17 protein-coding genes are annotated in these 20,554 nt (G+C 68.6%); 10 read left to right on the top strand and 7 right to left on the bottom strand.

Going from position 1 to position 20,554, the window contains the following annotated elements:
* Positions 1 to 32 precede the first annotated feature (32 nt).
* A complete protein-coding gene (locus ACK4HJ_RS00280) occupies positions 33 to 281 on the top strand; it encodes a hypothetical protein (RefSeq protein ID WP_409826632.1) in 249 nt (82 codons plus the stop codon).
* A 32-nt stretch (positions 282 to 313) separates the two neighbouring features.
* Here ACK4HJ_RS00280 and lolD read toward each other — a convergent pair whose 3' ends face one another.
* Together lolD and ACK4HJ_RS00290 are read right to left on the bottom strand one after the other, a co-directional pair.
* Positions 314 to 1,021 carry a lipoprotein-releasing ABC transporter ATP-binding protein LolD gene (gene lolD / locus ACK4HJ_RS00285; RefSeq protein ID WP_409826633.1) on the bottom strand — a complete coding sequence of 236 codons (708 nt, stop codon included), beginning with the start codon at positions 1,019 to 1,021 and terminating at the stop codon, positions 314 to 316.
* A 25-nt stretch (positions 1,022 to 1,046) separates the two neighbouring features.
* Positions 1,047 to 2,300, bottom strand: a complete 1,254-nt coding sequence (locus ACK4HJ_RS00290) for a lipoprotein-releasing ABC transporter permease subunit (RefSeq protein WP_409826635.1) — start codon at positions 2,298 to 2,300, stop codon at positions 1,047 to 1,049.
* Between the two features lie 82 nt (positions 2,301 to 2,382).
* Here ACK4HJ_RS00290 and ACK4HJ_RS00295 point away from each other — a divergent pair, with 82 nt between their 5' ends.
* Positions 2,383 to 3,342 carry a phosphoglycerate mutase gene (locus ACK4HJ_RS00295; protein ID WP_409826637.1) on the top strand — a complete coding sequence of 320 codons (960 nt, stop codon included), beginning with the start codon at positions 2,383 to 2,385 and terminating at the stop codon, positions 3,340 to 3,342.
* Positions 3,339 to 5,054, top strand: coding sequence for a single-stranded-DNA-specific exonuclease RecJ (gene recJ, locus ACK4HJ_RS00300; RefSeq protein WP_409826638.1), 1,716 nt, complete (start codon positions 3,339 to 3,341; stop codon positions 5,052 to 5,054). Before ACK4HJ_RS00295 ends, recJ begins: the two co-directional genes overlap by 4 nt.
* Before the next feature lie 64 nt (positions 5,055 to 5,118).
* Here the strand turns inward: recJ and ACK4HJ_RS00305 are convergent, their stop codons facing one another.
* Positions 5,119 to 5,343, bottom strand: a complete 225-nt coding sequence (locus ACK4HJ_RS00305; protein WP_409826640.1) for a tautomerase family protein — start codon at positions 5,341 to 5,343, stop codon at positions 5,119 to 5,121.
* A 128-nt stretch (positions 5,344 to 5,471) separates the two neighbouring features.
* Entirely contained in the window at positions 5,472 to 7,247 is a 1,776-nt protein-coding gene (locus ACK4HJ_RS00310) for a methyl-accepting chemotaxis protein (RefSeq protein ID WP_409826641.1), read from the bottom strand.
* A 152-nt stretch (positions 7,248 to 7,399) separates the two neighbouring features.
* Between ACK4HJ_RS00310 and ACK4HJ_RS00315 the strand changes: the two genes are divergently transcribed.
* Together ACK4HJ_RS00315 and ACK4HJ_RS00320 are read left to right on the top strand one after the other, a co-directional pair.
* Complete coding sequence (locus ACK4HJ_RS00315) at positions 7,400 to 8,266, top strand: 3',5'-nucleoside bisphosphate phosphatase (RefSeq protein ID WP_409826643.1); 867 nt, start codon at positions 7,400 to 7,402, stop codon at positions 8,264 to 8,266.
* Positions 8,267 to 8,306: 40 nt separating this feature from the next.
* Positions 8,307 to 8,942, top strand: a complete 636-nt coding sequence (locus ACK4HJ_RS00320) for an L-threonylcarbamoyladenylate synthase (protein ID WP_409826645.1) — start codon at positions 8,307 to 8,309, stop codon at positions 8,940 to 8,942.
* A 76-nt stretch (positions 8,943 to 9,018) separates the two neighbouring features.
* Here the strand turns inward: ACK4HJ_RS00320 and ACK4HJ_RS00325 are convergent, their stop codons facing one another.
* Positions 9,019 to 10,155: a methyl-accepting chemotaxis protein gene (locus ACK4HJ_RS00325; RefSeq protein ID WP_409826647.1), complete on the bottom strand. Its 1,137-nt coding sequence runs from the start codon at positions 10,153 to 10,155 to the stop codon at positions 9,019 to 9,021.
* A 199-nt stretch (positions 10,156 to 10,354) separates the two neighbouring features.
* On the opposite strand from ACK4HJ_RS00325, the gene ACK4HJ_RS00330 reads away from it, so the two are divergent.
* Positions 10,355 to 11,023: a site-2 protease family protein gene (locus tag ACK4HJ_RS00330; protein ID WP_409826649.1), complete on the top strand. Its 669-nt coding sequence runs from the start codon at positions 10,355 to 10,357 to the stop codon at positions 11,021 to 11,023.
* A gap of 174 nt (positions 11,024 to 11,197) precedes the next feature.
* Positions 11,198 to 12,508: a tryptophan--tRNA ligase gene (locus ACK4HJ_RS00335; protein WP_409826651.1), complete on the top strand. Its 1,311-nt coding sequence runs from the start codon at positions 11,198 to 11,200 to the stop codon at positions 12,506 to 12,508.
* Positions 12,509 to 12,579: 71 nt separating this feature from the next.
* On the opposite strand, the gene ACK4HJ_RS00340 is transcribed toward ACK4HJ_RS00335, so the two are convergent.
* The gene (locus ACK4HJ_RS00340; RefSeq protein WP_409826653.1) at positions 12,580 to 16,017 is read right to left on the bottom strand and encodes a FecR domain-containing protein; all 3,438 of its coding nucleotides are present in this window, start codon (positions 16,015 to 16,017) and stop codon (positions 12,580 to 12,582) included.
* Positions 16,018 to 16,046: 29 nt separating this feature from the next.
* Complete coding sequence (locus tag ACK4HJ_RS00345; RefSeq protein ID WP_409826655.1) at positions 16,047 to 18,035, bottom strand: CHASE2 domain-containing protein; 1,989 nt, start codon at positions 18,033 to 18,035, stop codon at positions 16,047 to 16,049.
* A 210-nt stretch (positions 18,036 to 18,245) separates the two neighbouring features.
* Between ACK4HJ_RS00345 and ACK4HJ_RS00350 the strand changes: the two genes are divergently transcribed.
* From ACK4HJ_RS00350 to ACK4HJ_RS00360, 3 genes are all read left to right on the top strand, one after another.
* The gene (locus tag ACK4HJ_RS00350) at positions 18,246 to 18,506 is read left to right on the top strand and encodes a hypothetical protein (protein WP_409826657.1); all 261 of its coding nucleotides are present in this window, start codon (positions 18,246 to 18,248) and stop codon (positions 18,504 to 18,506) included.
* Positions 18,507 to 18,518: 12 nt separating this feature from the next.
* Positions 18,519 to 19,628 carry a formylglycine-generating enzyme family protein gene (locus tag ACK4HJ_RS00355; RefSeq protein WP_409826658.1) on the top strand — a complete coding sequence of 370 codons (1,110 nt, stop codon included), beginning with the start codon at positions 18,519 to 18,521 and terminating at the stop codon, positions 19,626 to 19,628.
* Positions 19,629 to 19,833: 205 nt separating this feature from the next.
* A complete protein-coding gene (locus ACK4HJ_RS00360; RefSeq protein WP_409826660.1) occupies positions 19,834 to 20,541 on the top strand; it encodes a response regulator transcription factor in 708 nt (235 codons plus the stop codon).
* Positions 20,542 to 20,554 lie beyond the last annotated feature (13 nt).

The following is a 20,554-nucleotide window of genomic DNA, read 5'->3' on the forward strand; positions in this document are numbered from 1 at the left end:
TAAAGCCCGGCATCTGCACCCAAGGAGATCCCATGCGTTTGCTGATCCGCACCACAGCCCTTGTTGCCCTGCTGGCCGCCGCCGGTGCCGCACTGGCCCACAACTGCCCCAACGAGATGAAGGCGATCGACGCCAAGCTGGCCACCAACCCCGGCCTGTCTGCCGACACCACCGCCAAGGTCAAGCAGTTGCGCGCCGACGGCGAGGCCCACCACAAGGCAGGGAAACACGATGAGTCGATGAAGGCCCTGGCCGAGGCCAAGAAGATCCTGGGGATCTGACTTCAACGACTTCAGTTTGCAGTGCGCGTTTCTCAGGGCGCGATCTGCAGCCTGCCTTCCGCAATCCGCACCACACGGCCGCAGCGAGCGGCCAGGGATTCGTCGTGCGTCACCATCACAAAGGCAGTGCCGTGGTCGCGGGCCAACTGCAGCATCAGTTCGAACACGCCGTCGGCCGTGCGCCGGTCGAGGTTGCCGGTGGGTTCGTCGGCCAGCACGCAGGCCGGCCGCGTGACCAGCGCGCGCGCGATGGCCACACGCTGGCGCTCGCCGCCGGACAGTTCGGCCGGACGGTGGTGGATGCGCGCCTCCAGGCCCACAGCGGCCAGCACCTGCGCGGCGGCCTGGTGCGCCTGTTCAGGGGGCATGCGACGGATGCGCAGCGGCATGGCCACGTTGTCCAGCGCGCTGAATTCGGGCAACAGGTGGTGGAACTGGTAGATGAAGCCCAGGTGCTGGTTGCGCAGCTGGCCCTGGCGCTCTGCCGACAGCGACGACATGTCCTGGCCCTTCAGGCGCACGGTGCCCGCGCTGGGCGCATCCAGCGCACCCAACAGGTGCAGCAACGTGCTCTTGCCCGAGCCCGATGCGCCCACGATGGCCAGGGTTTCGCCCGCGTGGATCTGCAGGTCCACGCCCTTGAGCACCGTCACGTCCAGCCGGCCTTCGGCAAAGCGCTTGGTCAGGCCTTGAGCCTCCAGCACCACTTCAGCTTTCAAGCCATTTTGGCCTCCAGCCATTGACTGGATTGCGCTAGCAGCTACGTTATTCATAGCGAAGAGCCTCGGCAGGGTTCACACGGCTGGCGCGCCAGCTGGGATACAGGGTCGCCACAAAGGCGAGCACCAGCGAGATGACGCCAATCGGCAGGATGTCGCTGCTTTGCGGCTCGCTCGGCATCTTGCTGATGAGGTAAATGTCCTTGGGCAGGAAGCTCGCGTTCAAGGCCCGCTCGATGGCCGGCACGATCACGTCGATGTTGAACGCCACGCCCAGGCCCAGCAGCAGGCCCACGGCAGTGCCGATCACGCCCACCATGGCGCCCTGCACCACGAAGATGCCCATGATGCTTTTCGGGCTGGCGCCCAACGTGCGCAGGATGGCGATGTCGGCGCGCTTGTCGGTCACCGTCATCACCAGCGTGGACACCAGGTTGAACGCGGCCACCGCCACGATGAGCGTGAGGATGATGAACATCATGCGTTTTTCGAGCTGCACGGCGGCGAACCAGGTGCGGTTTTGCTGCGTCCAGTCGCGGATCAGCAGTTGCCCGCTGAGCGAGCCGGCCAGCTGCTGGGCCACTTCGCGCGCCTGGTGCAGATCCTTGAGCTTCAGGCGCACACCCGTGGGGCCTTCCAGGCGGAAGATGCGCTGCGCATCCTCATGGTGCAGCAGCACCAGGGCCGAGTCGTATTCGTAGTGGCCGGAGTCGAACGTGCCCGCCACCGTCATTTGCTTGAGGCGCGGCACCACGCCCGCAGGGGTGACCTGGCCCGCCGGGGCGATCAGCGTGACGGCATCGCCCGCGCGCACGCCCAGCGAGCGGGCCAGCTCGCCCCCCAGCACCACGCGGAACTCGCCGGGCACCAGCTGCTGCAGCACTTGTTCGTTGGTGGCGGCCAGGTCGGTCACCGCGCCCTCCAGGGCGGGATCGATGCCGCGCACCAGCGCGCCCTTCATGTCCTCGCCGCGCGCCAGCAAGGCCTGCGCCGCCACAAAGGGGGCCGCACCCACCACGTTGGGGTTTTGCTTGGCCTCGGCCAGCGTGCGCGCCGGGTCGGGCAGCGCGGCGCCCTGGGGCGCAAAAATCTCGATGTGCGAGACCACGCTGAGCATGCGGTCGCGCACTTCTTTTTGAAAGCCGTTCATGACGCTCAGCACGATGATGAGCGCCGCCACCCCGAGCGCGATGCCCAGCATGGACACGCCCGAGATGAACGAGATGAAGCCGTTGCGCCGCGTGGCGCGGCCCGCGCGCGTGTAGCGCCAGCCCAAGGCCAGTTCGTAGGGGATTTGCATGGATCTGGAAAGAAGACCGTGGACCGCGGCGGGATGCCGGGCCCGGGCCGGGGCAGATTGTGGCATCTCGGACAATAGGGGGATGTCAGACACCCACCCTTTGCTCATCATCCCCCACGCGGCCAGTGCCTCGGGCGGATGCCAGCAAGCCCTGCAGGGCCTGGCCCTGCCCCACCTGGACCGGCTGCTGGCCCGGCTCAGCCCCCACCCCGCCGCCAGCGACAGTGCCGAGGAAACCAGCTTCTCCACGCCCCACGAGCGCGCACTGGCCCGCGCGCTGGGCCTGCCGGCCGAGGACGGCCGCACGCCCTGGGCCGCCTGGCGCCGCCACCAGCAGGGCACGCCCGCCGATGGGCAGGCCTGGGCCTTTGTCACACCCTGCCAGTGGCAGGTGAGCACCGACCACGTCACCCTGCGCGACCCGCAGCAGCTGGGGCTGGATGAAGATGCCTCGCGCGCGCTGCTGGCCATCGTGGCGCCGTGGTTTGCCGAGGACGGCATCACCCTGCACTACGACGAGCCCACGCGCTGGCTGGCCAGCGGGCCGCTGTTTGCCGACCTGGCCACCGCGTCGCTGGAGCGCGTGCTGCTGCGCGACGTGCGCGCCTGGATGCCCGACGCCAAGCAGGCTCGCACCCTGCATCGCCTGCACAGCGAGATGCAGATGCTGCTGTACACCCACGCCTTCAACGACGAGCGCACCGCGCGCGGCCTGCCGGTGGTCAACTCGTTCTGGGTGCACGGCACCGGTGCGCTGCCGCAGCCAGCGCCCACGCTTTCTGCGGCCCCGCTCATGCCCACCACGCTGCGCGACGCCGCCTTGCGCGAAGACTGGCGAGCCTGGGCTGAGGCCTGGACGGCGCTGGACGCCGGCCCCGTGGCCGACCTGCTGCGCCAGGCCGAGGCCGGCACGCCGGTGCAGCTGACCCTGTGCGGCGAACGCGGCGCGCGGGCTTTTCACACCGCGCCGCGCTCGCTGGCCCAGCGCTTTCAAAGCCTTTTCCGGCCCCAGCGCTTGATGGACCTGCGCAACCAGCTATGAAAATAGTAGCAAGAGACATCCCCCCCCGCGCCGCCTGGGCGCTGGAGCAGGCCGGCGTGCACCCGCTGCTGGCGCGCCTGTACGCCGCGCGCGGCGTGCGGGCCAAGGACGAGCTGGACGAAGGCTTGGCGCGCCTCTTGCCGCCCAGCGGGCTCAAGGGCATTGATACGGCCGCCCGCGTGCTGGCCGACGCCTTGCAGCAGCACCGGCGCACGGTGATCGTGGCCGACTACGACTGCGATGGCGCCACCGCCTGCGCGGTGGGCGTGCGCGGCCTGCGCATGCTGGGCGCGCAGCACGTGGACTACCTGGTGCCCGACCGCGTGACCGACGGCTACGGCCTCACCCCGCCCATCGCCCGCCGCGTCAAGGAGCGCGGCGCCGATGTGCTCATCACCGTGGACAACGGCATCGCCAGCGTGGAGGGCGTGGCCGAGGCCAAGGCGCTGGGCCTCACGGTGGTAGTGACCGATCACCACCTGCCCGGCCCGGTGCTGCCGCAGGCGGATGCCCTGGTCAACCCGAGCCAGCCCGAGTGCGCGTTCGAGAGCAAGTGCATCGCGGGCGTGGGCGTGATGTTCTACGTGCTGCTGGCGCTGCGGGCCGAGCTCCGCGCGCGTGGGATTTTCGACGTAGCCACCCAACCCAAGCTGGACGCGCTGCTCCCCCTGGTGGCGTTGGGCACGGTGGCCGACGTGGTCAAGCTCGACGCCAACAACCGCCGCCTGGTGGCGCAGGGCTTGAAGCGTATCCGCGCCGGGCAAATGCAGCCGGGCATTGCTGCCCTCTTCCACGCCGCAGGCCGCAAGGCACCGGCCGCCACCACGTTCGACTTCGGCTTTGCGCTGGGCCCGCGCATCAATGCCGCCGGGCGCCTGGCCGACATGACGCTGGGCATTGAATGCCTGCTGACCGACGACCCCGGCCGCGCCGCCGAGCTGGCCGCCACGCTCGATGGCATCAACCGCGAGCGCCGCGAGATTGAAGGCGGCATGCGCGAGCAGGCCATGCTGATGGCCGAGAGCCTGTTCGACGAGAGTGAGGAGCCCCCGCCCGCCATCAGCGTGTTCGACCCCGACTTCCACGAGGGCGTGGTGGGCATCGTGGCCAGCCGCATCAAGGACAAGCTGCACCGCCCCACCTTTGTGTTTGCCGCCAGCAACGCGCCAGGCAAGGAACACGAACTCAAAGGCTCGGGCCGCTCCATCCCCGGGTTTCACCTGCGCGATGCGTTGGATTTGGTGGCCAAGCGCCACCCGGGCGTGATCCTCAAGTTCGGCGGCCACGCCATGGCCGCAGGCTGCACCGTGGCCGAGGAGGCGTTTGACGTGTTCGAGCAGGCCTTTGCCCAGGTGGCGCAGGAGTGGCTCGACGCCGCCACCCTCACCCGCCGCATCGAGACCGATGGCCCCCTGGCCCCCGAATACTGCCGCGCCGACATCGTGGACACCCTGCACCGCGAGGTCTGGGGCCAGGGCTTCTTGCCCCCCACCTTCAGCGAAGAAGTGCAGATCGTGAGCCAGCGCCTGGTGGGCGAGGCCAAGAACCACCTGTCGCTCAAACTCATCCACCAGGGTAACCCGGTGGACGCCATCTGGTTCGGCCACACCGAGCAGTTGCCTGCGCGCGTGCTGCTGGCGTTTCGGCTGGATGTGAACGAGTGGAAGGGTGAGCGGCGGGTGCAGTTTCTGGTGGAGGGGGCGGAAATCTAACGAACCGCCGGTCTGTAGCTTGACGACTGCAGAGGCCCGCTGGTCCGGGCGGGCCTCCGCAGGCTCATGTCTGCAACGGCCCCTTGTTGCGTTGGCGGATCACCGTCACCGGCTCACCGCCCTGGCCCCAATTCTCCGGGTCCACCTCATCGATGATCACCGTCACGCTGTCGGGCCGCTTGTCCAGCACCTGCTGCATGAGCTGGGTGACTCCGGAGATGAGGGCGGCCTTTTGGGCAGCGGTGGTGGGCAGTTCGCGCCGCGCGAGGCGGATGTTGACCAGGGGCATGTTGGGACCTTTCGCGGGTGGAAGGAAGCCATGCGGACGGCAGTACCTGCCGCTTCGGCAAACCACAGAAGAAAATTAAGCGAGATTGGCCTTTAGCGCTTATCTAGCAAGCGCTGACAGCTATCAATTTAGAAGCTTTCCCAGTCATCATCCTTGCCCGCCGCCGGTGTGGGCGCCGGGGCGCTGGCACGGGGCTGGGCGGCTGCGGGCGCCGGTGTTGGCCGGGGGGCACCGGACAGGCGGGCGGCGGCAGCAGGCGCTGGTCTGGCCACCTTGGCGGCCGGTGGCACTGCGGCAGCCCGGGGGCTGGCCGGCGGCGGCGCCCGGTGCGGGGCGGCGGGCGCGCTGGGTGTGGCCACCGCGCCCACGTTGAACACGGCCACCACCTCGGCCAGGCGCTGCGCCTGGTCGCGCATGGACGCGGCCGCGGCGGTGGATTCCTCCACCAGCGCGGCGTTCTGCTGCGTCATCTGGTCCAGGTGCGTCACGGCCTGGTTGACCTGCGCAATGCCGTCACGCTGCTCGGTGGAAGAGGCCGTGATCTCGCCAATCAGGTCGCTCACGCGCTGCACGCTGGCCACGATCTCTTGCATGCTCTGTCCGGCCTGTGCGACCTGGGCCGAGCCGACTTCGACGTTCTCCACCGACTTGCCGATGAGTGTCTTGATCTCCTTGGCGGCCTCGGCGCTGCGCTGGGCCAGGCTGCGCACTTCGCTGGCCACCACGGCAAAGCCGCGGCCTTGCTCGCCCGCGCGGGCGGCTTCCACAGCCGCGTTCAGCGCCAGGATGTTGGTCTGGAAGGCGATGCCGTCGATGACGCCGATGATGTCGTTGATCTTGCGCGAGCTGTCGGTGATCTGCTGCATGCTGGTGACCACCTGGCCCACCACCTCGCCGCCGCGGGCTGCGGCCTGGGCGGCCGAGCCGGCCAGCTGGTTGGCTTGGCGCGCGGTGTCGGCCGACTGGCTGACTGTGGCCGTGAGTTCTTCCATGCTGGCGGCGGTTTCTTCCAGGTTGGAGGCGGTCTGCTCGGTCCGGGCCGACAGGTCCTGGTTGCCGTTGGCGATCTCGATGGACGCGGAAGACACCGAATGCACGCCCGCGCGCACGTCGCTCACCACGCCGCGCAGGCGCGCCGACATGGCGCCCAGCGCGCGCAGCATGTGGCCGAACTCGTCCTTGCGGGTGGACTGCAGGTCGCGCGTGAGGTCGCCGGCCGCAATGGCGTCGAGGGTGGCCACGGCCTCGTCCAGCGGCTCGGTGATGGAATGCACCAGCTTGCGCGCCAGCAGCAGGATCAACACGATCAGCACAGCCGAGACCAGCAGGCCTTGGATGGCGTAGGAGACGCGGCGCTCGGTGGCCTCGGCGCGGATGGCGTCCCGGCGCTGCTGCAGTACCAGCACGAAGTCGTCCTGCGCCTTGAGGTAGCCGGCCACGAGCGGCGCGAACTCGTTGTCGGCAAAGCGCTGGGTCTCCACCGCGTCACCCGCGCCCTTGAGCTCCCAGGCCTTGGCGGTGGCGGCCAGCACGCGCTTGCGTTCGTCCAGCACCTTGGCGATGGCGGCTTTTTCCTCAGGCGCCGTTGCCGACGCCACGATGCCTTCCTGGATCTTGTTGATGCTGCCGATGATTCCCTTGACCTTGGCGTCGTACTGCTGCGCCAGCACGGCGTCGGTGGTGACGGCGCCGCCCATGACCATGTTGACGGCGGTTTCGGTAGCACCGCGCCAACGCACGGCGGCGGAGATGCGCTCTTCGATCTGCACCACCGTGTCCAGCGCCTGGGACATGGAGCTGTTGGCCCGGTACTGCTGGAATCCCGAGATCAGCAGCATGGCCAGCATGAGCACCAGAAAGGCACCCCACAGCTTGCGAGAAACGCGGATGTTGTCGAGTTGCATAAAAAGACCGTATTCCAATGAAGACATATGCTGAACGGGCTGGGGGACCAAGCCGTTTACATGCACTTACACATCGTGCAGGTCATAGCCTACGCCAGCGTGCGCCCCGGCGTAGGCAGGCGCCACCAGGGACAAACCCGTAGAATGAATCGGTGACCACCTACCTGAACGCCGACCTGCACTGCCACTCCGTGGTGTCCGACGGGACCCTGACCCCCGAGGACCTGGCGGCCCGCGCCAAGGCCAATGGCGTGGAACTGTGGGCCCTGACCGACCACGACGAAATCGGCGGCCAGCACCGTGCCGCCGCCGCCGCCCGCGCACAGGGCATGGCCTACCTCACGGGCACCGAAATCTCCGTCACCTTTGCCGACACCACCGTGCACATCGTGGGCCTGGGCTTTGACCCGGACGACGCACAGCTGGCCCAGGGCCTGGCCGCCACGCGCGGCGGGCGCGCCGAGCGCGCCATGGACATGGCCGAGCAACTGGCGCAGGTGGGCATCCCCCGCGCGTTTGAAGGCGCTCTCAAGTTTGTGGGCAACCCTGACCTGATCTCGCGCACACACTTTGCCCGTTACCTTGTGGAAACCGGCGTGTGCCGCGACACACCGGAGGTGTTTCGCCGGTTCCTCACCGAAGGCAAGCCGGGCTACGTGCCGCACCGCTGGGCCGCGCTGGGCGACGCCGTGCGCTGGATCACCCAGGCCGGCGGTGTGGCCGTGATCGCGCACCCGGCGCGGTACAAGTTCAGCGCTAATGAAGAGTACGCGCTGTTCTCTGAATTCAAGCAGCACGGCGGGCGGGGCGTGGAAGTCGTCACCGGCAGCCATACCGCTGCCGAATACGTGACGTATGCAGACATGGCGCAGGAGTTTGGACTGGCCGCCTCGCGCGGCAGCGACTTCCACAGCCCTGACGAATCGCACACCGACCTGGGCACGCTGCCGCTGCTGCCCGGCAAGCTCACGCCGGTGTGGGACCTGCTCGCCCACCGCATTCAGCGGCCTGCAGCCTGACGGCATCACCGCCTGACTGCATGTAAGCACGAATCAGCCCATGGCCCAGTATTTCGAAGTCCACCCCGACAACCCCCAGCCCCGCCTGCTCAAGCAGGGTGCCATGCTGCTGCAAAAAGGCGGGATCCTGGCCGTGCCCACCGACTCCAGCTATGCGCTGGTTTGCCACCTGGACGACAAGGACGCGGTGGACCGGCTGCGGCGCATCCGCCAGGTGGACGACAAGCACCACCTCACGTTGCTGTGCCGCGACCTGTCGGAGTTGGCCAACTACGCGCGCGTGGACAACCGCCAGTACCGTCTGCTCAAGCAGGCCACGCCCGGGCCCTACACCTTCATCCTCGAAGCGACCAAGGAAGTGCCGCGCCGGGTGAGCCACCCCTCGCGCAAGACCATCGGCCTGCGCGTGCCCGACCGCAAGGGCCTGCAGTTGCTGCTGGAGCTGCACGGCGCCCCGCTGCTGGCCACCACGCTGATCCCGGCGGGCGAGACGGAGCCCCTGAATGACCCGCAAGAAATCCGCGAGCGCTACGAAAAGCTGCTGGACGCCATCGTGGATGCGGGCGCCTGCCCACTGGAGCCCACCACGGTGGTGGACCTCACGCCCATGGGCGCAGGCGGCGACCCCGAGGTGCTGCGCGAAGGACGGGGCAGCCTGCAGGCGCTGGGGTTGTAGCAGGCCCTATCAACCATGGTGCAACAGCGGATCTGGCTTGGCCGGTCCGCCGGTGGCGGCTTCGTTCAGGGAGATTTCACAACTTGAACGCGCCCACCGCCTGCTCCAGGTCACGCGCCTGGGCCGTCAGCGCCGCTGCCGTGGACACGGCGGTCTGAACCCGCGCGGCGGTTTCCTGGGTGGTGCCGTCCATGTGCGCCACGGCGGCGTTCACATGGCTGATGGCGTCGCTCTGCTCGCGCAGCGCGTGGGAAATTTCGCCCAGCAGAGCGCTCACCTGGCCCACCGCGGTCACGATCTCCTGCATCGTCTTGCCCGCCTGGCCCACCTGGCCAGCGCCGCTCTCCACATGCTCCACCGACGCGCTGATGAGCGCCTTGATCTCGCGGGCGGCCACGGCGCTGCGCTGGGCCAGGCTGCGCACTTCGCTGGCCACCACGGCAAATCCCCGGCCCTGCTCACCCGCGCGGGCCGCCTCCACCGCCGCGTTCAGCGCGAGGATGTTGGTCTGGAACGCGATGCCTTCGATCACCTGGATGATGTCCACGATCTTGCGCGAGCTGCCGCTGATGGCCTGCATGGTCTGCACCACCTCGCCCACGGCGGCGCCGCCATGCTCGGCAATCTGCGATGCCTTGACGGCCAGTTGGCTGGCAGAGCCCGCGCGCTCGGCGTTCTGGCGCACGGTGGCGGTGAGTTGCTCCATGCTGGCGGCGGTCTGCGTGAGCGAGGAAACCTGGTCTTCGGCATGGCGCGAGAGGTCGGTATTGCCGTGGCCGATGTCGGCGACCGAAGCGCTGATGGCGTCGGCATCCTGTTTGATGCGCGAGACCAGGTCGGTGAGCGTGTCCTCCATAGTGCCCAGCGCATCCAGCAGGCGCCCGAAGTCGCCCTGCAGGTCTGAGCTGAACTCCTGGCTCAGGTCGCCGGACGCAACCGTTTCCGCAATCATGATGGCCTGATTCAACGGCGCCACGATGGCTCTGCGCAGGCCCAGCACGGCCACCAGTGCCAGCACAAAGGTGGCCACGCTGCAGCCGATGATCCAGGCACGCGCGCTGTCCAGGTGCGCCATGGCGGCAGAGCCGCTGGGCAGAGCCTGCTGCGCGGCGCCGATGCCTGACAGGGACATGGCCATCAACAGCAGCACCAGCAGGGCCAGGCTGCCAAACGCCATTGCCAGGCGCGTTCCGATCTTGAGGTGACTCAGCATGTCTCAGGTGCGATTCAACGCTTGTTGGAGTGGTTTTTGAAAGACGGGAAGGCGCACGTGGCGCCATCGGTGGATGCTAGCAATGAACGCGCGCCCGCGCCGGTCACGCAGATACGTACAACCCACAATCGCCAGGCCAGCACGAAGCCATGCCACCTGTCCCCCGCGCGGCAATGGGGCGGTCTGAGACAATCCCCGGGTGGACATCTCCAACCTTATCCAAACCGTTCTGATCTACGCCCTGCCGGTGCTGTTTGCCATCACCGTGCACGAGGCAGCCCATGGCTATGCCGCGCGCCACTTTGGCGACAACACGGCTTACATGATGGGGCGCATCACGCTCAACCCGCTCAAGCACATCGACCCGGTCGGCACCATCCTGATGCCGCTGATGCTGTACTTCGCCACCTCGGGGGCGTTCCTGTTCGGCTATGCCAAGCCGGTGCCGGTCAACTTCGGCAACCTGCGCAACCCCAAGCAGCACATGATCTGGGTAGCGCTGGCGGGGCCGGCATCCAATTTCTTCCAGGCCATTGCATGGGCGGTGCTGCTGGTGTCGCTGGTGGGCCTGGGCGTGGAAGAGCGCTTCTTTGTGGAAATGGCGCGCGCGGGCGTGCTGGTCAACCTGGTGATGTGGGCGTTCAACCTGTTTCCGCTGCCGCCGCTGGATGGCGGGCGCATTCTTGTGGGTCTGCTGCCGTGGCGCCAGGCCCATATGGTGTCGCGCATCGAGCCGTACGGCTTCTTCATCGTGCTGGGGCTGGTGGTGGTGGGCGTGGTCGGCACGTTCTGGCTGCGGCCGCTGATGTCGGTGGGTTACAGCGCCATCAATCTGCTTCTCACCCCCCTGACAGCCCTTCTCAGATGACCCCCCTGAGTCGCTTCGCGCCTTCCCCCGACGGGGGACGCCACCCGTGGCCCGGCAGAGCCGGTTCCACGGTGGCACTGGCTTGGGGCAGTGCTTGCGCCGATGTCGCGTCCCGTCGCAAGCTTCACGTGATCCGCTTTGTACTTTCAATTCATTCTTGCTGACACCGTTCCCATGAGCACCACGCGCTATCTCACCGGCATCACCACCACAGGCACGCCCCACCTGGGCAACTACGTGGGTTCCATCCGTCCGTCCGTGGCGGCCAGCCTCACGCCGGGGGTGCAGAGCTTTTACTTTCTGGCCGACTACCACGCGCTCATCAAGTGCGAGGACCCCGTGCGCATCCAGCGCTCCACGCTGGAGATCGCGGCCAGCTGGCTGGCGGCGGGGCTCAACCCCGAACACGTCACGTTCTACCGCCAGTCCGACATCCCCGAGATTCCGGAGCTGACGTGGCTGCTCACCTGCGTGACGGGCAAGGGCGTGCTCAACCGCGCACACGCCTACAAGGCCAGCGTGGACAAGAACACGGCAGCCGGCCGCGAGCAGGACGATGGCGTGACGGCGGGCCTGTTCATGTACCCGGTGCTGATGGCCGCGGACATTTTGATGTTCAAGGCACACAAGGTCCCCGTGGGGCGCGACCAGGTGCAGCACATCGAGATGGCACGCGACATGGGCGCGAGCTTCAACCATCTGTACGGCGAGCACTTTGTGCTGCCCGAGGCGGCCATTGACGAACACGTAGCCACCCTGCCCGGGCTGGACGGCCGCAAGATGAGCAAGAGCTACGACAACACGATTCCGTTGTTCTCCAGCCGTGACCATTTGAAGAAGCTCATCGGCAGCATCTTGACCGACTCGCGAGCGCCCGGCGAGCCCAAGGACACCGAAGGCTCGGCACTGTTCCAGATCTACCAGGCCTTCGCCACGCCCGACGAGACAGAGACCTTGCGCCGCGCATATGCCGACGGCATTGCCTGGGGCGATGCCAAGCAGATGCTGTTCGAGCGCGTGGACCAGGTGATTGCACCCATGCGTGCGCAGTACGACGAGCTCATCCACAACCCGGCGCGTATCGAGCAGACGCTGCTCGCGGGCGCCGAGCGCGCGCGCACGCTGGCCACGCCGTTCATCCGCGATTTGCGCGCCGCAGTGGGCCTGCGCAGCCTGGTGCAGGGCACCACAACCGCCGCCAAGCCCGCCAAGGCAGCGAAGGCAGCCCTGCCCTCGTTCAAGCAATACCGTGAAGCGGACGGCAAGTTCTACTTCAAGCTGGTGGACGCCGATGGCCGCCTGCTGGTGCAAAGCACCGGCTTTGATGCACCCAAGGAGGCCGGCCAGGCCATCGCGCGGTTGCAGCGTGAAGGCGTGGCTGCGGTGGCGGGCCAACTGGCTGCCGTAGAGGATGTGGCCGATGCGGACGTGGCCGCCGCGCTGGCAGCGCTGGCGCAAGCGGCAGCAGCGGCTGCATCCACCTGAGCCATTACTCCGATTTTGATAGCTGCTAGCGCTTGCTGGATAAGCGCTAGATGCCAAAAACACTTTAATTTTCAATCCACACGGTAGCGCAGGCTGGTCCACAGCGTGGGGCGCGAGTTGCCATGCAGCGGGGCCTGCAAGGTGCCGGTCCAGGCCCAGCGGCGGTCGGCCGATTCGCGGAACAGCACCAGGTTGAAGCTCCAGCCCGCGCCCAGGCGCTCGGCGTTGGCCTCGTCAGCGAACCGCGTGCCGCGGTAAACCAGCGTGACCAGCGTCATGTCGCGCGCGCCGTGGCGCAGCACATTGCCCAGCACCGCAGTGTGGCGCGGCACGCCGGGCAGCAGGTTGCCCGTGTATTGCAATCCCGTGTTGCGGGACTGCGCCCAGGTGTAGCTGCCCAGCACGCTCCAGTGCGGCGTCAGCACCCGGTTCAGCGCCGCGCCGGCCTGGCGCAGGCTGCCCTGGCTGAAGCGCGGGTTGCCGTTGTAGGCGTCGATGGCGACCTGGCCCGAGGCACCGACGGGCGCTAGCACGCCGGCCCGGTCAGACACCGCGATCCCCAGGTTGGGCACGGCCAGGCTGCCATCGGCCAGCGTGGGGTTGGTGATGTGTTGGCTGCTGGCCATGCCCCAGGCAAAGGTGCGCGGATCAATCTCCCAGTCCAGCTGCACAGCGCGCTTGCGGGCCAGGCTGCCCAGCCGCTGGTACTGGTGGTCGATGGGGATGGCACCCACCGCCACGGGTGCCAGCGTGTGGGTGGCAGGGGCATGCATGCTCTCCACATAGGCCGCATGCAGCGCCCGGCCCGGGGCGATGCGGTACGACAGGCCCGCACGCGGACGGGCCCGGCGCGTGTGGCCGCTGTCTGCGATGTCGGGCGCAAAGAAGTCTTCGCCCGAAACCAGGCTGTAATAGCGGCTCACGGACCGTGTGCGCAGGCGCGGCCAGGCCACGCCGGCTTCCCAGGCCCATGGGCCGCTGTGCCATTCGCCCGCCACCCAGGGCATGTCAAAGCGCGCCGTGGTGGCGCCTTCCGAGCCTTCCCACGGCTCACCGGGGTCGTACAGGCCTGAAAGCCCCTGCGCGCGCACGTTTTCCCAGCCCGCGCTGATGCGCTGGCCGGGCGACTGCACCACGTGCCGCAGCATCACGCCGTCCATCGCGTCGCGCACGCGCGAATCCTGCAGGCCCCAGCCCAGGCTCCCGAGGTCCAGCACACGGTGGTTGGCATTGCGTGCATGGTGAAACTTGAGCCAGGTCTGCGCGTCGGCCGACCACCGCCAGGAGCCACCCGCGTCAGTGCGCGTGCTGTGCGTGCGCGCCACGCCGTCAAAGCGCGCGCTGCCGATGTTGATGCCGCCCGGGTAGCCCACCCGGTCCCGGCCCTGGTCGTGCACCACAAACAACCCCAGCGCATCGATGGGTCGCACGCCCCAAGCCAGCGTGACGGCGGGCGCCGTCAGCCAGTACGAACCGGTGTCGCGCGGCCACATGCGCAGCCCGGTGGCGCGCACCAGCCAGGCCATGGGCAGCGTGGCGGCCTCCACACCCCGCGCGGTCAGCGCCCCCACCAGCGACGAGTGCACGGCGTTGCGCTCTGCCGCCGCCGCCCACACGGCTTCCCGCGCTTCGGTTCGCAACACGGGCAGGTGCCGCTCGCCCACACCCAGGGCCAGGGGATCGGCCAGGTAGCCCTGGTACAGCTCGGAGTTGCGGCTGTAGTCGCTTTCGTACCCGTTGGCCATGAAGAAGTGGCTGCCGGCCCACAGCGGGTAATACGACTGCTGCGCATAGGCCCGCGCCCAGTGCTCCATGCCAAAGTCGCCCAGGGCCTTGCCCAGGTTGGCCGAGCCCTGGCTGTCGCTGGCCAGCGGGTTAAGCGACTTCAGGTAAGGCAGCCGCGCCAGCGCCTCGCGGGCCGCACCGATGGCGGCCTCGGGCTCGCCGCTGTCGTTGCGCATCATCGACTCTACCTGCCAGGCCAGCGGGTCTTTGGGGTCAGCCACGCGGGCACGCTCCAGCGAATCAAAAGCAGCGTGCAGTGCGCCCAGCCGGTACTCGGCCACGGCCAGCCAGACGTGCGCCTGCGCGTAGCGCGGCTCGATCACCAGCGCCTTGAGCAATTGCGTGCGAGCGCGCTCTGGGTCGCCCTGCTGCAGCGCGAGCAGGCCTGTGCCCGCCAGACTCACATAGTCGTCGCCAGCGAGCGCCAGGGCGGCATCGAACCCTGCCTGGGCCTCGGCCAGGCGCAGGGCCTCGGTGGCGGCGGTGGCCTGTTCGCCCCGGTAGGCCGGATGGTCGGGGGCCAGCTGCACGGCGCGCGCCAGGGCGGTGCGTGCGGCGGTCAGGTCGCCACGCTGTTGCAGCGCGCGGCCCAGGCCCCACAGGGCCGCTGCAAGGGGTGCGGCGTCGAGGGCCGCAGTGGCGCCCTGCGGCGCCTGCGCTTCGGCGCGCGCTACGGCTTCGCGGTACAGCGCCAGTGCCGCGTCGCCGCGCCCGTCCAGGCGGTGCCAGTCGGCATCGGCCAGCAGCAAATCCACCGACGTCGGTGCGGCCGCGCGCGTGGCGTCGAGCCAGGCGCGCGCGTCTGCGCCCCGGTCCAGCGCCAGCAGCAGGTCGGCACGGCGCGCAGCAGTGCGGGGGTCTTGCGTGCGCTGCCACGCCTGCGCCAGCCGGGCCTGGGCCGCCTCGAGTGCGCCCTCAAACACTTCCAGATCGGCCAGCACCAGCTCGGCCACGGCGCCGCCCTGGCCCCGGGCCGCAAGGGCCTGCAGCTGATCCCGTGCCTGGCTCCATTGCCCGGCCTGCAGCGCCGTGCTCACACTGGCCAGCGGCTCGGCCAGGCCGGGGCGTTGGAACTCTGCCCAGCGGGTGGCGCTGCCGGGGTGCGCCATCACCCACTGCACCCGCTCGCGGGGATTGACCAGCACCCGCTTGACCGGCGCCTGCCCCGGCTCCACAAAGCCCTGCTCCGCCGGGCCCAATTGCACGCTGCCCTGGGCATTGCGCAGCTCCACCTGGCCCGACAGCACGGTGAGTGTGGTGCGCCCCGCAGCGTCCACCTCCACGTCCCAGTCAGTGCCGCGCACCACGGCCAGGGCGGCCGGGGTTTGCAGTTGCAAGGTGGCCGGGGCCTTTTTGGTGCGGGCCCACAGGCGCCCGGCGGCCAGCTCCAGCAGCGTGCGCTCGGGTTGCGATTCGCACAGCCGCACCTGGGCGTTGGCGGACATGCGGATCTGAGTACGGTCGGCCAGCAGCAGGGCCGCGGACGACAACGCCAGCGTGCGCATGTCGGCGCCTGGCCCCAGCTGCTGCGCCAGCGCGGCGGGCGACCAGGGCTCCACACCGGGCGCACGCGTCTGCCCCTGGCCTGCGAGGGCCACGATCTGCGCCGCTGCCGCGCCAGGTGCGGGCGCCGCACCGCCGCATTGCGCCCAGGCGGCAGGCGTTGCGGCCACGCTCAGCCACACGCCCACGGGCGTCCACCAGGGGAATCGACGGGAGGGCATGGCTGTGGCCTTTCGTTCTGAAATGGGGCTCAGGATTTGTCGAGCGCGCGGGCGCTGAACTGCACCGCCGCAGCGGGCGCCTGCGCTGCGGCCTCGGCGAGCGCCTGCACCCGCGCGTACAACTGGTCCGCATGGGCCTCCCACTGCGGCGCCAGCAGGCGCGCGTGGGCCTGCCAGTCGGCGCAGCGCACCAGGGCCAGGCGCCAATCGCCTGCCAGCAGGTGCTGGTGCAGGGCCAGGCTGGTGGTGACCAGTGCTGCGTCATCGCAGGGTGTGTACACGGAAAGCCCCGTGCTGCGCCCCGCCAGCACCACGGTGTCTAGCCACAGCAGGTGCGCGCGCTCTGGGGCATCCGGCGGCAGTGCGGCGCGGGTGGCCTCCGACAGCAGAACGCCGGTGCCAAAGGCCTTGTTGGCCCCCTCCAACCGCGCGGCAGTGTTCACTGCGTCGCCCACGGCGGTGTAGGTAAAACGTTCGTGCGAGCCCAGGTGGCCTACGGCAGCCTCGCCCGTGTGCAGGCCGATGCGAAGTTGCACGTGCTCAAACGCTGTGCCCTGCCACTGCGCGCGCAGGGCCTGCATGTCGGCCTGCATGGCCTGGGCACAGGCCAGCGCACGGGTAGCGTGTGCGGGTTCGGGCAAGGGGGCATTCCAGAAGGCCATCACCGCATCACCGATGAACTTGTCGAGCGTGCCGCCGTGCTGGTGTACCGTGTGCGTCATGCGCGAAAAATAGGCGTTAAGAGCATGGGCAACGGCGTCGGGCGGCAGGCGCTCGCTGGCTGCCGTGAAGCCGGCCAGGTCGGAAAAAAGCAGCGTGAGCACGCGGCGCTCGCCCTGCAGTGCGGGCGGGGGCGCGTGCGCAGCGGTGAGCGCGTCCACCACCGCCGGGGGCACATACCGGGCAAAGTCGCTGCGCAGCTGCTCGCGGCGGCGGCGCTCCCGCAGGTAGCCGCTGGCAGCGCCCACGTTCAGGTGCAGCGCCAGGCCCACCAGCGTGGGCAGGGTGCTCCACCACACGCCCACCAGAAACGCCAACAACCCGCCCAGCAGCGCCAGCACGGCCAGTGCCAGGCTCAGCACGACCGCGCGCCCGCCACGCCAGCGCCGCGTGGCCACGGCCACCACCCCCACCGCCGCTGCGGCCTGCAAGGGCGGCGCGACGGGGTGCGCTGGCACCACCCAGTCGCCCGTCAGTCCGTTGATGAGGGCCGTGGCGTGCATGAACACGCCGGACTGCGTGCCACTGCCCAGAGCGCGCAGCGGTGTGGCGAACTGGTCCACGCCGGCCACCGGCGTGTGCTGCCCAAGCAGCAGCACCCGGCCTTGCAAGGCGCCAGGCGGCAGTGTGCCAACGGGGTCCAGCGCCTGGGTGTAGTGCACATAGGGCAGCGGCACCTCGGGGGCGTAGTAGCGCAGCAACGCGCCCGGGGGCGGCGGCGGCACCCCGCGCCCAGCCGCCTGCGCTAGAACGCGCCAGAGCGCATCGTCCGCCATAGGCGCACGGCGCAGCACGCCGTCGTCGTCCACAGCCATTGCCACGCTGCCCTGCAAGGCCTGAGGAAAGACACTGGGCACCTCCTGCCGGTAGTGCCCCACCTGTGAGCTGGGCACGGCCACGTCGGCACGGGCCAGCACGACGGGCATGCGCCCCTGCAGCGCACGGGCCAGGGCCGCGTCGTCGGCCGCCGATTGCGAAGAAGCAAAGAGCATGTCGATGCCCAGCGCCGCGGAACCGGCTGCGGTGAGGGCATCCACCAGTTGCGCATGCAGGCGCCGGGGCACGGGTGGCGCCAGGTTGAGCGCAGCCAGGCTCGGCTCGTCGAGCCCGACCACCACCACGCGGGCGTCGGGCCGCACGGGGGCCGTGAGGCTGCTGATCAGGTCGTATTCCAGCCGCTGAAGCGGCGTCCACATGGGCAACACGTACACAAGCGCCAGCAGCACCAGCGTGGCCAGCACGCGCAGCGACGCCTCTCTCCAGGCCTGTTGATCCAACGGTGCCGCACCCTGCGCCATCCCGGCTCCTCCGATGCGTGCCCCTGAGGCACCGGGCACCGCGTGGCGCCGGAGACGGGGCACTGTTGTGTGTAACGCACTGTATCTCCGCGCCACGCTGCTGCACAGCGGGCTCACCCTGATCGTCGCCGCGTGTTGCGGCAGCGCCAAGCGCTGACACGGGACGGCGGGGTTCGTGCGTAAACTGGTGCGCCACCACAGGAGTCCGCCATGAAGACCTTGATCGCCCCGCTCACCGCCCTCGCCCTGCTGGCAGGATGCAACGCCACATCGCCCCACCACCCGTCGGGTCCCATGGCCTCGGGGCGTGACCGCACCTTCAGCGTGCCGGTGTATGGCACCGACACCTACCAGGCCCAGGCGGCCGCCACGCGCGAATGCCAGCGGCTCGCCCTGCATGCCAAACTGCTGCGCCACGACGGCTCTCGCATGGTCTTCGAGTGCGTCAGCGAATTGCCGGACAAGCCCTGATCCGGGTTGCGCGTGAAGCAGCTATCGCGCTGCGGCCTGGCAGGCCTGGCAGCCCTGGCGGCGACGGGCGCGGCGTTCGTAGCCCACGCTGCCCCCATCACCTGGACGAACAGCTTGGGCATGGTGTTTGTACAGGTGCCAGCCGGTACTTTCAGGATGGGCGGTGTAGAGCCACCGGCCGTGCTGGCGCGCACATATCCCCTGTTGGAGATAAAGCGGTTTACCGATCTGGCCGATGAGGGACCGGCCCACCGGGTCCACATCACGCGGCCCTTCTATCTGGGGCAGCACGAGGTGACGGTGGGGCAGTTCCGCAGGTTCCTGGAGGCGTCAGGCCATGTGCCGGAGTCGGAGGCCGATGGCACTGGTGGCTACGGCTACAACCCCCACTATGACCCTTCCACAACCCCGCGCGGCGACGCCTTCGAGGGGCGTAACCCGCGCTACTCATGGCGCAACCCGGGCTTTCCGCAGGGCGACGATCACCCGGTGGTCAACGTGACCTGGAACGATGCGCAGGCCCTCGCCCAATGGCTGACCCGTACCGAAGGCGTGGTCTACCGCCTGCCCACCGAAGCCGAGTGGGAGTACGCCTGCCGCGCCGGCACGCGCACACGCTATCCCCACGGAGACCGCCCGGAAGGCCTGCTGCAAGCGGCCAACACTTTCGACCAGGACGCAGCTGCGCACTGGCCACGCTGGCGGCAGCATGCACTGCCCGGCAGCGATGGCCACGCCTTCACGGCCCCGGTAGGCCGCTTCGCGCCCAATGCCTGGGGCCTGCACGACATGCTGGGCAATGCCTGGGAATGGGTGGCCGACTGGCATGGCGACGACTACTACGCCCGCTCGCCCCGCAAGGATCCGCAGGGTCCTGTGGACGGCAGCGTGCGCGTGCGCCGTGGGGGCTCCTGGCACACCTGGTCGTTCTATGCGCGCTGTGGCTATCGCAACTGGAACAGCCCGCAGACCTGCTACACGCTGGTGGGCATGAGGCTGCTGCGCGAGATCCCCTCGCCACAGTCCCTTCCCATATCCCAGGCGGCACGGCCCGGCGCACCGAAGCCTGACGCTGGGAGTCTGCGCGGCAAAAGGCGTCGAAGCGAAATGCGCGATAACTGAGGATCGTGTTGCAGCAGGGGCTCGTTCTGCCACGCAGACTCCAGGTCCACTAAGCCAAAAGATGGGCGGTGTGTGAAGGCCTGGCCAGACCCAGCGCGCATTCACTGTTTGATCCATGTGGCGAATCCTTAACAAATGTCAACCCGGCCGGCATGCCGCGCAATATCGCAAATAATCCCCATTTGTGTTTTGCTGGGGAGGAACCATGCGCATAGCCGCCTTGGACGACGATGCGCTGCAGCTCGATCTGATCAAACAGGCCACAGAAGCCAACGGCCATGTCTGCCACACCCATCTGACGGGGGCCGAGCTGCTGCGCACGTTGCGCCGCGAGACCTTTGATCTGCTGATCGTAGATTGGCACCTGCCCGACACCACGGGCCCCGAAGTGGTGCGCTGGGTGCGCAAGAACGTGGCCGCGCGGCTGCCGATCCTGTTTGTCACCCACCGGCAGGAAGAGCGCGACATCGTCGAAGGACTGCAGAGCGGGGCAGATGATTTCATGGTCAAGCCGGTGCGCATCGGCGAGCTCAATGCCCGTATAGCAGCGCTGCTGCGCCGCGCCTACCCTGACAATGTGGGCGGCGTGATGGAGTTCGGCCGCTACCGGTTTCTGCCAGAGACACGGGCCATCGAGATGGACGGTGTGCCGGTAGAACTCAAGAACCGGGAATACGAGCTGGCGTTGTTTCTGTTCCAGAACATGGGCCGGCTGCTGTCGCGGGACCACCTCAAGGAGATCGTGTGGGGACAGGTGGCCGATGTGATGTCCCGCTCGCTGGACACTCACATCTCGCGCCTGCGCACATTGCTGGACCTGCGCCCGGCCAACGGCTTCATCGTGAGCGCCATCTACGGTGTGGGTTACCGGTTTGAAGCGGTAGACGCCCCGGCCAAGGCCACCCGTGCCTGAGTGAGAAACGAAT

The sequence above is a fragment of the Acidovorax sp. genome, from assembly GCF_046294525.1.
Lineage (GTDB): Bacteria > Pseudomonadota > Gammaproteobacteria > Burkholderiales > Burkholderiaceae_C > Acidovorax.

Excerpts from the sequence above, each read along its gene's own strand:
- ACK4HJ_RS00340 (WP_409826653.1), bottom strand. The coding sequence starts at position 16,017 with ATGCCCTCCCGTCGATTCCCCTGGTGGACGCCCGTGGGCGTGTGGCTG.
- ACK4HJ_RS00295 (WP_409826637.1), top strand. The coding sequence starts at position 2,383 with ATGTCAGACACCCACCCTTTGCTCATCATCCCCCACGCGGCCAGTGCC.
- ACK4HJ_RS00280 (WP_409826632.1), top strand. The coding sequence starts at position 33 with ATGCGTTTGCTGATCCGCACCACAGCCCTTGTTGCCCTGCTGGCCGCC.
- ACK4HJ_RS00335 (WP_409826651.1), top strand. The coding sequence starts at position 11,198 with ATGAGCACCACGCGCTATCTCACCGGCATCACCACCACAGGCACGCCC.
- ACK4HJ_RS00290 (WP_409826635.1), bottom strand. The coding sequence starts at position 2,300 with ATGCAAATCCCCTACGAACTGGCCTTGGGCTGGCGCTACACGCGCGCG.
- ACK4HJ_RS00310 (WP_409826641.1), bottom strand. The coding sequence starts at position 7,247 with ATGCAACTCGACAACATCCGCGTTTCTCGCAAGCTGTGGGGTGCCTTT.
- ACK4HJ_RS00320 (WP_409826645.1), top strand. The coding sequence starts at position 8,307 with ATGGCCCAGTATTTCGAAGTCCACCCCGACAACCCCCAGCCCCGCCTG.
- lolD (WP_409826633.1), bottom strand. The coding sequence starts at position 1,021 with ATGGCTGGAGGCCAAAATGGCTTGAAAGCTGAAGTGGTGCTGGAGGCT.
- ACK4HJ_RS00305 (WP_409826640.1), bottom strand. The coding sequence starts at position 5,343 with ATGCCCCTGGTCAACATCCGCCTCGCGCGGCGCGAACTGCCCACCACC.
- recJ (WP_409826638.1), top strand. The coding sequence starts at position 3,339 with ATGAAAATAGTAGCAAGAGACATCCCCCCCCGCGCCGCCTGGGCGCTG.
- ACK4HJ_RS00325 (WP_409826647.1), bottom strand. The coding sequence starts at position 10,155 with ATGCTGAGTCACCTCAAGATCGGAACGCGCCTGGCAATGGCGTTTGGC.
- ACK4HJ_RS00345 (WP_409826655.1), bottom strand. The coding sequence starts at position 18,035 with ATGGCGCAGGGTGCGGCACCGTTGGATCAACAGGCCTGGAGAGAGGCG.
- ACK4HJ_RS00360 (WP_409826660.1), top strand. The coding sequence starts at position 19,834 with ATGCGCATAGCCGCCTTGGACGACGATGCGCTGCAGCTCGATCTGATC.
- ACK4HJ_RS00350 (WP_409826657.1), top strand. The coding sequence starts at position 18,246 with ATGAAGACCTTGATCGCCCCGCTCACCGCCCTCGCCCTGCTGGCAGGA.